Raw genomic sequence first — 11412 nt, 5'->3', positions numbered from 1 at the left:
GGAGCGCGAGCCCGGGCCTCACGCCGGCTCCGGCCCGAGGTGGGCGTCCAAGGCGGCGTCGACCAGCCGCTCGACGCCGCTCTCCGGGCCGCCGTCGAGGACGAGCGGCAGACTGCCGGTCGCCCACAACCCGGCCACCCCGTGGAGGTTGGCCCACAGCGCGGCCGCGCTCACCTCCGGTTCCCGCGCCCCGCACCGGGCGACCAGCGAGACGAGCAGGGCGAACAGGGGCAGGGTCGACTCCCGCAGTCGTGGCCCGTCGCCGGGCTCCCCGGTGCTGTCCAGCAGGTCGTGACGGAACATCAACTCGAACATGCCGCGGTGCTCCAGCGCGTAGCCGACGTACGTCGTCGCGAGCGCCCGCACCTGTTCCCGCGGGGTGCGGGAAGCGGTGTCCCCGGCCGCGAACCGGGCCCCGAGGTCGGTGAACCCGCGCCGGGCGATGGCCGACAACAGGGCCCGGTGCGTGGGGAAGTGGCGGCGCGGCGCGCCGTGCGAGACGCCGGCGCGCCGGGCGATCTCCCGCAATCCCAGGGCTCCGCTCCCCTCGGTCGTGACGAGTTCCACTCCGACGTCGATCAACCGCTCGCGCAGCGGGCTTCCAGGTTCCATGGACACTGTCTACCAGCCACCGTAGACAGTGTCTACTCAGACGAATTCCCCTTGAAGAAGTGGAAGGTTGACATCCGGACCCTTCCTCCACCACCCTTTCACTACTTAATTAGTGAAAGGGTGGTGGAGGGGCGTGCTGGAGTACCGCATCGACCGGCGCAGCGGCATGGCCACGTACCTGCAGATCGTCCAGCAGACCAAACAGGCCCTGCGCCTCGGCCTGTTGGAACCCGGCGACAAACTGCCCACCGCGCGCGAGGTCGTCGAGGCGACCGCCATCAACCCGAACACGGTCCTCAAGGCCTACCGGGAACTGGAACGTGAGGGCCTCGTCGAAGCGCGACGCGGCATGGGCACCTTCGTCCGCCGGACCCTGGGCGCCGCGCCCGCAGGTTCACCCCTGTGGGAGGAACTGGCCGACTGGGCGCGCCGCGCCGGCGAGGCGGGCCTCGCGCGGGACGACGTGGCCGCCCTCTTCACCGCGGCACTCGACGAACACTTCAAGGGGGACGACGCGTGAACGACATGGCGATCGAGGCGGAAGGCCTGGGTCTGCGCTACGGGCGCAAGAAGGGGGCCTGGGCCCTGCGCGACTGTTCCTTCCGGCTGCCCGCCGGCCGGGTCTGCGCGCTCGTGGGCCCCAACGGTGCGGGAAAGTCCTCCCTCCTCACGCTCCTCGCGGGCCTGGAACGCCCCACCGAGGGCACCATCAACACCTCGGCCTCCCGCGAGACACTGGCGTACGTCGCCCAGGACAAGCCCCTGTACCCGCAGCTGACCATCGGCGAGACCCTGCGCATGGGCCACGAACTCAACCCCGGCCACTGGGACTCGGCGAAGGCGACACGCATCGTCGAAGCCGGCCGACTGAGCGAGGACACCCGCGTACGGACCCTCTCCGGAGGCCAGCGAACCCGCGTCGCCCTCGCGCTCGCCCTGGCCAAACGGCCCTCGCTGCTCCTGCTGGACGAACCGATGGCCGACCTCGACCCGCTCGCCCGGCAACAACTCATGGGCATCCTCATGGGCGACGCCGCCGAGAACGGCACCTCCGTGGTGATGTCCTCGCACATCCTCACCGAGCTCGAAGGGGCCTGCGACCACCTGCTCCTCGTCGACGGCGGCCGGATCCGCCTCGCCGGCCCCATCGAGGACGTCATCACGGCCCACAGCCTGCTCACCGGGCCCGCCGCTGCCGCCGACGAACTCGCCGCGCACACCGTCGTCGAATCCCGCACCACCGGCCGGCAACTCATCACCCTCGTACGGCCGGGGGGCCCGGTCGACACCGGCACCTGGCACGCGGCGCACCCGACCCTGGAGGAACTCTTGCTCGCACATCTCCGCGCCCCCGACGCCCCGGCCCTCCTGCTCCCGCCCACCGGCGCCGAGGCGGTGCGGGGATGAGCGCCCTGACCCTGAAGGGACCCCACTGGGCCACGGCCCGCCAGCACCGGCGCGCCCTGTGGGCCCTGCCGGCCGCGGTCGCCGCCTGCCTCGTCATCGCCGTGGCGCTGCGCGTGCTGTCCTCGCCGCCCGGCACCGTGGAACCGAACATCTGGAACGGCCTGCTGCGGAGCGCTCTGGAAGGCGCCGGGCGCGGCATGCTGATCCTGCCGGTGCTGATCGCCGCGTTCGTGGCCGGCCCGATGCTGGCCCGGGAGACGGAGAGCGGGACGTACCGGCTCGCCCTGACCCAGTCGACCACCCCGAAGGACTGGCTCGCGTCGAAGCTCGTGGTCGCCGCGGCGGTGTCGGCGGCCTGCGCGGCCGCCATGATCGGGGTGTACCGCTTCGGGTGGGACCCGGTATCGGGCAGCCACCAACTCACCTGGGCCGACCGGGGCACCTACGAGGCGACCGGGCCGGTCATCGTCGCGTACTGCCTGCTGGGAGTGGGTGTCGGAGCCGTCGTCGGGCAATGGATCCGGCGCACCCTGCCCGCCCTGCTCGTCGCCGGCGCCGTCACCGGCCTGGTGGTCACGGTCTTCGGATCCCTGCGCTGGTCCGTCCTCACCCCGGTGACCGTCACGACCCCGCTCACCGGCCGTCCGGAAATGGGATTGCCCCGCTCCTCCTTCCTGATGGACGTGGGCCTCCTCAAGGCCACGGGTGAGCGCAAGCCCGGTTGGGGCTGCTACGACGGGACCGGCGGACTCGGCTCCTGCGCCCCCGACCTCCAGGTCGTCGGCCGGTACGCCGACTACCACCCCTTCTCCCACTACTGGCTGACCCAGCTCATCGAATCGGCCACCGTCCTGGCCCTGGCGGCCCTCGCGCTGTACGCCGCCTTCCGGATGCTGCGCGCCCGCCGGGGCTGAGCGCCCACCGGGCCGCCGCCATTTTCATTGGCGGCGGCCCGCCCGATGGGCGATCATCCCCGGCATGACCACAAAGACGATCAACGCATCGGCGTCGGGGACCTGGAAGCTCGGCGATCTGGAGATCAACCGCATCGGCTTCGGCGCGATGCGCCTGCCGCAGAACGGCGCCGCGCTGCGCGCCGACGCCGTATCGGGGGACCGCGACCGGGCCATCGGCGTACTGCGCAAGGCCATCGAACTCGGCGTCAACCACATCGACACCGCCACGTTCTACTTCTCGCCGCTGCGCTCCGCCAACGAACTCATCAACAGCGCCCTGGGCGGCCCCTACCCCGACGACCTGGTCATCGCCACCAAGGTCGGACCCGGCCGGGACCAGTCCGGCGAATGGACCGCCCACGCCGGGCCCGCGCAACTGCGCGGCCAGGTCGAGGAGAACCTGCGCCAACTCGGCCGGGACCACCTCGACGTGGTCAACCTGCGCATCCTCGGCACCGACTCCGTCGCCGAACGCTTCGGTGTCCTCGCCGACCTCCGTCAAGCCGGACTCATCCGGCACCTCGGCGTCTCCAACGTCACCCCCGAACAGCTCGCCGAGGCCCGTGCCATCGCCCCGGTGGTCTGCGTGCAGAACCCTTACGGCATCGGCATGCGACCCGACCAGGACGAGTTCGTACGGTTCTGCGGCGAGCAGGGCATCGCGTTCGTGCCGTTCTACTCGATCGCCACCACCGGACGCGAGGGCGGCGCGAGCGGCGCCGAGAGCGAGGAAGTGCTCACCGTCGCGCGGGCGCACGGCGCGAGCGCCGCCCAGGTCCGCCTGGCCTGGACCCTGCACCGCGGCCCGCACGTGCTGGCCATCCCCGGCACCGGCAACCCGGACCACCTCACCGCCAACGTCGCCGCCGGCGCCCTGCGCCTGACCGAGTCCGAACTGGCCCTGCTGGAAGGCCTCCACCACCGGGACGCCTGAGCAACCCGGCCCCGGGGCACGGGGTGTCGGTGGTCCGTGGTGGGATGAGCGGGCTCTATTGTCGTGAACCTGCTGGGAGATCACCCTCATGCCCGTGTACCCGTCGCTGACCCATGCCTTGGCCGAGGCCCTGGTCGACGTACTCCGCTTCGTCGAGGACAGCGAGGAGGAGCCCATGGACACGGACGACGCCGTGAAGGTCCTGGAGGGCGTGGCCCAGCTCGTGGGCGAACTGTCGGCGGAACAGCGAGGCGAACTGGGCGACCTGCTCGGCGCCATGGCCGAGGCCGAGGTGGACCCGGTCCGCCGCGATTTCCTGGAGGAGTTCCCGGAGGGATTCGGACTCCTCGACGACTAGCCGGTCGGCGCCCGGCCCCGGCCGGCCGGAACCCGGCCGGACCGGGGCCGGGCGCGCAGCTCGCCCGGCCGGACCTGCGGCACAATCGGCGGATGAGCGAAGAAGCCCCCAACGACCCGTACCTCTGGCTGGAGGACGTGGCAGGCGAAGCGGCCCTCGACTGGGTCCGCGACCGCAACGCCGAGACCGTGGCAGCGCTGACCACCTCCGCCGGTTTCAAGCCGCTGGAGCAGGAGGTGCGCGAGGTCCTCGACGACGACGGCCGGATCCCGTACCCGGTCCGCCGCGGCCGTCACCTGTACAACTTCTGGCAGGACGCCGACCACGTCCGCGGGATCTGGCGGCGCACCACCCTGGAGGAGTACCGCACCGACCGCCCGGCCTGGGAAACGGTCCTGGACCTCGACGCGCTCGCCGACACGGAGGGCGAGAAGTGGTCCTGGGCGGGCAGCCGCGTCCTGGCCCCCGACCACCGGCACGCGCTGATCCTGCTCTCGCGCGACGGGGCGGACGCCAACGTGGTGCGCGAATTCGACCTGGGGACGAAGCGGTTCGTCGACGGCGGCTTCGAGGTGGCCGAGGCCAAGACCCGGATCGGTTGGATCGACCACGACCACGTCTGGATCGGCACCGACTTCGGCCCCGGCTCGATGTCCCCGTCGGGGTACCCGCTCCAGGCCCGCCGCTGGCGCCGCGGCACCCCCCTCGAACAGGCCGAACGCGTCTTCACGGGCGAGCCCGGGGACCTCTCCGCCGGCGCGTGGCACGACGACACCCCGGGCTTCGAAAGGGACTTCGTCCACCGGCAGATCGACTTCTGGAACCAGCGGACACATCTCCTGCCGCCGGAGGCGGACGCCCCGCCGATCAGGATCGACGTACCCGACGACGCACACGCCTCCGTCCACCGGCAGTGGCTCCTGGTCAGCACCCGGTCGACCTGGCTCGGGCACGCCCCCGGCAGTCTCCTGGCCTTCGACTTCGACGCCTACCTCGCCGGTGCCCGCGAGCCCGCCGCGCTGTTCACCCCCGACGAGCGCACCGCCCTCGCCGACTTCAGCTGGACCCGCAACCACCTCATCCTCAGCATCCGCGCAGACGTCTCCTCCCGCATGGAACTCCTCACACCGGGCCCCGACGGGTGGCGGCGCGCACCCCTCGCCGGGGTGCCCCCGCTGTCCACGGCGTCCGTCGTGTGCACCGACCCGGACGTCGGCGACGAGTACTTCCTGAACGTCTCCGGCTACCTCCAGCCCTCCACCCTCCACCGCGGCACCGCCGGTGCCCCCGACGGCGGCGAGAGCGTCAAGCGCGGCCCGGCCCTCTTCGACACCGCCGGACTCGCCGTCAGCCGGTACTTCGCCACCTCCGAGGACGGCACCCAGGTGCCGTACTTCGTCATCGGCCCGGAGGACCGCCCCGGCCCCGGCCCCACCCTCCTCTACGGCTACGGCGGCTTCGAGATCTCCCTCGCCCCGCACTACAGCGCCGTCACCGGCCGGACCTGGCTGGCGCGCGGCGGCACCCACGTCGTCGCCGGCATCCGCGGCGGCGGCGAGTACGGCCCGGCCTGGCACCAGGCCGCCCTCGGCGAGAACCGCGTCCGCGCCTTCGAGGACTTCGCCGCCGTCGCCCGCGACCTCACCGCCCGCGGCATCACCACGCCCGCCCAGTTGGGCATCGAGGGCGGCAGCAACGGCGGCCTCCTGATGGGCGCCCTCCTCACCCGCGAGCCCGAGCTGTTCGCGGCCGTCGTCGCCCACGTACCGCTCCTGGACATGCTCCGCTTCCACAAGCTCCTCGCCGGTGCCAGTTGGACCGCCGAGTACGGGAACCCCGACGATCCCGCCGACCGGCCCCATCTGGAGCGGATCTCCCCCTACCACCGGATCCGCACCGACGGCCCCCCGTACCCGCCGCTCCTCCTGCTCACCTCCACCCGCGACGACCGCGTCCACCCCGGACACGCCCGGAAGATGGCCGCCCGGCTGCGCGAACACGGCCACCCCGTGCTGTTCCACGAACACCTCGGCGGCGGCCACGCCGGCGCCACCGACCACGCGCAGACCGCCTTCAACGAAGCCCTCGTGCACACCTTCCTCTGGGAGCGCCTCACCCCCGGGCGCTGAAACCCCGGCGCGCTGCCCGGCCCGTCCGCCGTCGCGGCTGGTGGAATGGGCGGACCGGCGGCCCGCATCGGGCCGCCCGACGGGCGGAGGCACAGTGTCGGAACGCGACGGCACCCACCCGCACCCCCGACCCCCCGTCCCGCCCGCCCCCACCGATGCCCTCGACGCGATCGGCACGACCGACGACGAACGCACCACCTGCCGCGAACTGGCCGCGTTCGTCTTCCGCACCCTGGGCGACGCGGCCGCCGTCGACCTGACGGTCGACGGTGCGACCGAACGCGTCGCCGTCGCAGGGGCCGCCCACCTGCTGCGGGCACCCCTGCGCGCCGTACGGCCCGAGGTCCGGGCCGTCGACGGGGGTCACCCGATGCGCAGCTGGACCCTGCGGCCCGGGCGGGCCCCGGTGCACGGGCTGTCGGTGGCGCTCGCCCGGCACGGGACCTCGTACGGGACGCTGCTGGCCGTGCGCTCCGGGACGGGGTTCACCGACGGCGAGGCCGCCGCGCTGCACTTCGCCGCCCGGGTCGCCGCCGTCCACGTCCGCCACGCGCGGCGCCTCGCCGCCACCGAGAGCGTCGCCCTGAACCTCCAGCGGGCCCTCGTCGCCGACCCGGGCCGGCCGCACCCCAACCTCCTCGTCGCGGGCCGCTACCTGCCCGTCGGGACGAGCGCCCTCGTCGGTGGCGACTGGTTCGAGACGGTGCGGCTGCACTTCGGCCGGACCCTGCTCGTGGTCGGCGACGTCATGGGGCACGGCCTCGACGCCGCCGTGGACATGAACGCCTACCGCTCCACCCTGCGCGAGGTCGCCTCCACCGACCTGGCCCCGCACCGGGTGCTGCGACAGCTCGACTCCCTCGTGGCGGAGGACGAGGCCCGCCGCCCCGCGACCTGCCTCATCGTCCGCGTCGACCCGGCCCGCGGCACGGCCGTCTACGCCAGCGCCGGGCACCTGCCGCCGGCGCTGTTCGCGGCGGACGGGACCGGCCGGCTGGTCGACGTCCCGGTGGGACCGCCGCTCGGAACCGGCCTCGGCGGGTACGAGTCCGTGGCCCACCCCCTGGGCGAGGAGGACACCCTGCTGCTCTACACGGACGGGCTCGTCGAGCGGCGCGGGGAGGACATCGAGACCTCCCTGGACCGTCTCACGGCCCTGCGGATCCCGGCCGGCGGGGGAGTGGCCGAGGTCGCCGACGCCGTCGTCGCCGGACTGGACGCGCGGCACGCGGAGGACGACGTCGCCGTCCTCGCCGCCCGCGTCAGGGCCCGCACCCCGCACGGCTGAACGCACGGCCGCCTACGGCAGGGCGCGGGCGATCAGGAGGGCGACGTCGTCGTGGGTGTCGGGGCGGCGCAGGGCCGACAGCAACAGGTCGCAGGTGTCCTCCAGCGGGCGGTGCGGGCCCGCCAGCAGGTCGGTCAGGGTCAGCAGCCGGGTGTCGATGTCCTGGTCGCGGGTCTCGACGAGGCCGTCCGTGTAGAGGACCAGCTCGTCACCGGGACCGAGGGTCACGCTCGTGGTGTGGAAGGGGACGCCGCCCACCCCCAGCGGCACCGCCGTGCGCAGGCGCAGCAGCTGCGGATGGCGGCCCGGGCGCAGGTGCACGGGCGGCAGGTGCCCGGCCGTCGAGATGTGGCACTGCCGGGTGTGCGGATCGTAGACGCCGTACACGCAGGTGGCCATCGCCTCGCCGAGGTCGGCGATCGCGGCGTCGAGGTGCGTGAGGACCGTCCCGGGCTCCAACCCGAGGCGGGCCAGCGCCCGGGCGGTGGCCCGCAGTTGCCCCATGGTGGCGGCGGCGTTGATGCCGCTGCCCATCACGTCGCCGACGACCAGGGCGGTCCGGTCCCCGGGGAGCGGGACGACGTCGAACCAGTCGCCGCCGGTCTCGTCCGCCGCGCCGGCCGGCTGATAGCGGTAGGCGATCTCCAGGCCCGGGGCGGTTCGGGGGTCCTGCGGCAGCAGATGGCGTTGGAGGGCGAGGGCGGTGTGCCGTTCCCGCTGGTACCAGCGGGCGTTGTCGATGGACACGGCGGCGTGCGCGGCGAGTTCGGAGGCGAGCAGGACGTCGTCCTGGCCGAAGGGCGCCGGGTTGCGGGACCGCTTCAGGTCGAGGGCGCCGAGTACCTGCCCGCGGGCGATCAGCGGCACCGCCAGGTAGGAGTGCAGCCCGGACGCGCCCAGCAGACGGGCGGCCTCCTCGTTGCGGGCGATGCGGGGCAGGTCCGCGGGGAGCACCCGCGGCACCAGCACCGGCCGGCCGGTACGGACGCACCGCGTCACCAACCGGCCGGGACCGTACAACGTCACCTCCCCCACGGGGTCGGCGGCGTCCTCGGCCGGATTGCGGTAGCCCGACTTCAGCGCCAGCGCGCGGAACCGTACGGATCCGTCGCGCAGCGCCTCCCCGGGACGGGTTCCGGTCAGGATGGTGTCGAGTACGTCGACGGCGGCGATGTCGGCGACCTCCGGGACGACGACGTCGGCCAGTTCCCGGGCGGTGATGTCCAGATCGAGGGTGGTGCCGATGCGGACCGAGGCGTCCGCGATCAGGGACAGCCGGCGCCGGGCGTGCGCGGCCGACACGGCCGTGCGGTGCTGTTCGGTGACGTCCACGACCGACACGGCCACCCCGATGGTCCGGGAGGCCTGGTCGTCGAGCCGGTAGATCGACACCAGCCAGGCGTGCTCGTCGCCGGTGTTGCCCGGCAGCCGACCGGTGGTGAACTCGTCGAGGATCGGAACGCCGGTCTCCATGACGCGGCGCATCCGTGCCTCGATGGTCGTCGCGCCGAGGAAGGGCAGCACCTCCCCGATCCGCCGGCCCAGGTGCTGGTCGGCCGGCACGCCGTTGATCCGTTCCAGGGCGGGGTTGATGAGCACGTAGCGCAGGTTCGTGTCGAAGACGGCCAGGCCGATGGGGGACTGGTCGACCAGACGCAGCGAAAGGGCCAGGTCACGCTCGACGCGCCGCAGGGTGGCCTGCTCGGAGGCCAGGCCGAGCGCGTACCGCCGGCCGTTGTCGGCCTCCAGCCGCATGTTGCGGAACTCCACGAGCACGACCCGGCCGTCCCGGTGCCGTATCGGGAACGACCCGGCCCAGGCGCCCTCACCGGTCATCACGTGGGCGAACAGGGCGAGCACCTCGTCGCGCCGGCCCTCCTCGACCAGAAGCTGCGCCGCGTACTGTCCCAGGGCCTCCTCGGCGGTGTACCCGAAGAGCGTCTCGGCCTGAGGGCTCCACAGTCGGATCCGGCCCTGGTCGTCCAGGACCACGGAGGCCACACCGAGGACGTCGAGCAAGCCTCCGGCTGTCGCCGCCCCCACCAGGGGGCCGGCGGCAGGCTGAGGGGAGTCCTCCTCGGCCATGTCCGTCCTCCTCGTCCAGGGCGTCTGCCTCCATGCTGCGGCCCAGTGCGCCGGCCTGCGAGCCGGTCGTGGCGGGCGGGGTGTTCCGGGGGTGGCGCGGTGGTGGTGAGCGCGTGGGCGCGGCGGGCCCGTTCCCGGGCGAGGGGGCGGGGGTCGCCCGGGAACGGGAGCGGTCAGCGGAACAGCATGGAGGCGCCGCCGGCCGGGGTGGCGACGGAACCCGGGCACAGGAAGCTGCCCGAGGCCTTGGTGGCGGTGAAGGGCTGGTTCAGGTACTTCCGGGTGGTGCCGTCCCGGTCCCAGACGATGTTCGTCGCCTTGTAGCGGCAGGTGATGAAGCTCGCCTGCCCGGTGATGTCGATGAGGTCGGCCCGGGCGGTCGCGGCGGCGTCGTCGAAGGTGAACGCCGGGTTGTTGTTGAGGGAGGCCTTGATGCCGCCGTCACAGGCGAGGTTGCCGCCGGGCTTGTTGATGGTGGCGCGGTCGACGGTGAGGGCGCCGGGCGGTTCGGCGCTGGTGCTCGCGTTGGTCCACGTACAGGTGTTGCCCGCGACGACGATGACGCCGTCGACCTTGAGGTCGGCGGCGCTGCCGGACGCCGCGGCGGTCGTGGCGGCGCCGACCGTGGCCGCGACGGCCACCATCGTCACGGCGAGTTTCGCGAGGTGCTTCATGTCGCTCCTCCTTGACACGTCCTTGTGGGGGTGTGGTGCGAGGCCGGTGCGGAGTGCGGAGCTCGTGCGCCACGGAGATTCCCACAGGGGTCTTGAGATGTCATGAGCACAACAGTTATTGGCCGGATTTCGGCAGCCGGGGCGGGCCGTGCGGAAGCGCCGCCCGGGGCGGGGGCGGGGGCCGGAGGAGGCGGAGGGCTTGCCGCGCCGACGGGGTCAGGGCAGGTCGGAGGCCAGCGGCTCGGCCTCGTAGACGTGCGGGGGGTCGCCCTGCCACTCCAGCAGGGTGCGGTTCCCGCCGAGCACGAGGTCGTCCGGGTCGGGCACCTCCGCACGGCGCAGGAACTCGATCACGTCGCGGTCCTCGTGCGCGACACCGAGGACCGCCTCCCCCTCCGGGGTGCGCAGCGTCACCCTACGGCCCCCGGACGGAGAGACGCGGTGTACGACGATCGGGGCGTGCTCCATCCCTCCACCCTCGCGCCGCGCCCCCACCCCCGCATCCGGGCGGGCGGGCCTTCACCACACGCCCTAGTCGCCCACGAAGGCGATGTGCAGGTCGTCGTCCGCGCGGCAGCGCAGGCCCCAGGCCAGTAGGGTCGTCAGCGTATCGCCCCCGATGTCCGTCGGCCGGGCGGGGCGGGATCGAGGGCGGCGGTCAGCTCCCGCACCATCCGCTCCACCGCGGCGCCGCGCAGGGTGGTGTCCGCGTAGGGATCGACGTCGGCCAGGGTGGGCAGGCGGTGCCGCCCCATGCGCCCCACCGCCGCCCCGAAGGCCTCGTCGACGACCAGCCGCTCCACCATTCCCGTCGCGGGACGCGGCCCCGCCCGTCGGCCGGTCCGGGAGGTCGAACGCCTCCGCCGCAGCTCGATGACCAGCACCCCGACCCACTCCTCACCCTTGGCCGACCGGCTCCGTACGGGGCCGGCCGCGCTCGTCCTTCGTCGGTCGCGGCCGACGCCCTGC

General features: G+C 73.4%; 12 protein-coding genes. 7 read left to right on the top strand and 5 right to left on the bottom strand.

Annotation, left to right across the window (positions count from 1 at the left end; translation table 11 throughout):
- Window positions 1–18 precede the first annotated feature (18 nt).
- Window positions 19–612: a TetR/AcrR family transcriptional regulator gene (locus ACZ58N_RS01075; protein WP_471154042.1), complete on the bottom strand. Its 594-nt coding sequence runs from the start codon at window positions 610–612 to the stop codon at window positions 19–21.
- A 133-nt stretch (window positions 613–745) separates the two neighbouring features.
- Between ACZ58N_RS01075 and ACZ58N_RS01070 the strand changes: the two genes are divergently transcribed.
- The 7 genes from ACZ58N_RS01070 to ACZ58N_RS01040 all read left to right on the top strand — a co-directional run bounded on the left by ACZ58N_RS01070 (window position 746) and on the right by ACZ58N_RS01040 (window position 7684).
- Window positions 746–1132 (top strand): GntR family transcriptional regulator, encoded by a 387-nt coding sequence (locus ACZ58N_RS01070; RefSeq protein ID WP_385578848.1) that lies wholly within the window; start codon window positions 746–748, stop codon window positions 1130–1132.
- The gene (locus ACZ58N_RS01065) at window positions 1129–2019 is read left to right on the top strand and encodes an ABC transporter ATP-binding protein (RefSeq protein ID WP_471154039.1); all 891 of its coding nucleotides are present in this window, start codon (window positions 1129–1131) and stop codon (window positions 2017–2019) included. The genes ACZ58N_RS01070 and ACZ58N_RS01065 overlap by 4 nt, the downstream gene beginning before the upstream one ends.
- On the top strand, window positions 2016–2933 hold the full coding sequence (locus ACZ58N_RS01060) for an ABC transporter permease (RefSeq protein WP_471154037.1): 918 nt from the start codon (window positions 2016–2018) through the stop codon (window positions 2931–2933). Before ACZ58N_RS01065 ends, ACZ58N_RS01060 begins: the two co-directional genes overlap by 4 nt.
- A gap of 64 nt (window positions 2934–2997) precedes the next feature.
- Window positions 2998–3909 carry an aldo/keto reductase gene (locus ACZ58N_RS01055; protein ID WP_471154034.1) on the top strand — a complete coding sequence of 304 codons (912 nt, stop codon included), beginning with the start codon at window positions 2998–3000 and terminating at the stop codon, window positions 3907–3909.
- 88 nt (window positions 3910–3997) lie between these two features.
- Window positions 3998–4267: a hypothetical protein gene (locus ACZ58N_RS01050; RefSeq protein WP_471154031.1), complete on the top strand. Its 270-nt coding sequence runs from the start codon at window positions 3998–4000 to the stop codon at window positions 4265–4267.
- Between the two features lie 92 nt (window positions 4268–4359).
- A complete protein-coding gene (locus tag ACZ58N_RS01045) occupies window positions 4360–6396 on the top strand; it encodes a prolyl oligopeptidase family serine peptidase (RefSeq protein WP_471154028.1) in 2037 nt (678 codons plus the stop codon).
- A gap of 94 nt (window positions 6397–6490) precedes the next feature.
- A complete protein-coding gene (locus ACZ58N_RS01040) occupies window positions 6491–7684 on the top strand; it encodes a PP2C family protein-serine/threonine phosphatase (protein WP_471154026.1) in 1194 nt (397 codons plus the stop codon).
- A gap of 12 nt (window positions 7685–7696) precedes the next feature.
- Here ACZ58N_RS01040 and ACZ58N_RS01035 read toward each other — a convergent pair whose 3' ends face one another.
- The 4 genes from ACZ58N_RS01035 to ACZ58N_RS01020 all read right to left on the bottom strand — a co-directional run bounded on the left by ACZ58N_RS01035 (window position 7697) and on the right by ACZ58N_RS01020 (window position 11327).
- Window positions 7697–9769 (bottom strand): SpoIIE family protein phosphatase, encoded by a 2073-nt coding sequence (locus tag ACZ58N_RS01035; RefSeq protein ID WP_471154024.1) that lies wholly within the window; start codon window positions 9767–9769, stop codon window positions 7697–7699.
- 173 nt (window positions 9770–9942) lie between these two features.
- Window positions 9943–10443 carry a hypothetical protein gene (locus ACZ58N_RS01030; RefSeq protein ID WP_471154021.1) on the bottom strand — a complete coding sequence of 167 codons (501 nt, stop codon included), beginning with the start codon at window positions 10441–10443 and terminating at the stop codon, window positions 9943–9945.
- Window positions 10444–10659: 216 nt separating this feature from the next.
- A complete protein-coding gene (locus ACZ58N_RS01025) occupies window positions 10660–10911 on the bottom strand; it encodes a hypothetical protein (protein ID WP_471154018.1) in 252 nt (83 codons plus the stop codon).
- A 134-nt stretch (window positions 10912–11045) separates the two neighbouring features.
- The gene (locus ACZ58N_RS01020; RefSeq protein ID WP_471154015.1) at window positions 11046–11327 is read right to left on the bottom strand and encodes a hypothetical protein; all 282 of its coding nucleotides are present in this window, start codon (window positions 11325–11327) and stop codon (window positions 11046–11048) included.
- Between the last annotated feature and the right edge of the window lie 85 nt (window positions 11328–11412).

This window comes from Streptomyces sp. NPDC040432 (genome assembly GCF_055595445.1).
Note: the sequence above shows the minus strand (reverse complement) of the source record. Positions and strands in the feature narration are given on the sequence as shown.

Bases quoted from the DNA above. Each gene is read 5' to 3' on its own strand.
- ACZ58N_RS01075 (WP_471154042.1), bottom strand. From the start codon at position 612: ATGGAACCTGGAAGCCCGCTGCGCGAGCGGTTGATCGACGTCGGAGTG.
- ACZ58N_RS01060 (WP_471154037.1), top strand. From the start codon at position 2,016: ATGAGCGCCCTGACCCTGAAGGGACCCCACTGGGCCACGGCCCGCCAG.
- ACZ58N_RS01055 (WP_471154034.1), top strand. From the start codon at position 2,998: ATGACCACAAAGACGATCAACGCATCGGCGTCGGGGACCTGGAAGCTC.
- ACZ58N_RS01050 (WP_471154031.1), top strand. From the start codon at position 3,998: ATGCCCGTGTACCCGTCGCTGACCCATGCCTTGGCCGAGGCCCTGGTC.
- ACZ58N_RS01045 (WP_471154028.1), top strand. From the start codon at position 4,360: ATGAGCGAAGAAGCCCCCAACGACCCGTACCTCTGGCTGGAGGACGTG.
- ACZ58N_RS01035 (WP_471154024.1), bottom strand. From the start codon at position 9,769: ATGGCCGAGGAGGACTCCCCTCAGCCTGCCGCCGGCCCCCTGGTGGGG.
- ACZ58N_RS01030 (WP_471154021.1), bottom strand. From the start codon at position 10,443: ATGAAGCACCTCGCGAAACTCGCCGTGACGATGGTGGCCGTCGCGGCC.
- ACZ58N_RS01025 (WP_471154018.1), bottom strand. From the start codon at position 10,911: ATGGAGCACGCCCCGATCGTCGTACACCGCGTCTCTCCGTCCGGGGGC.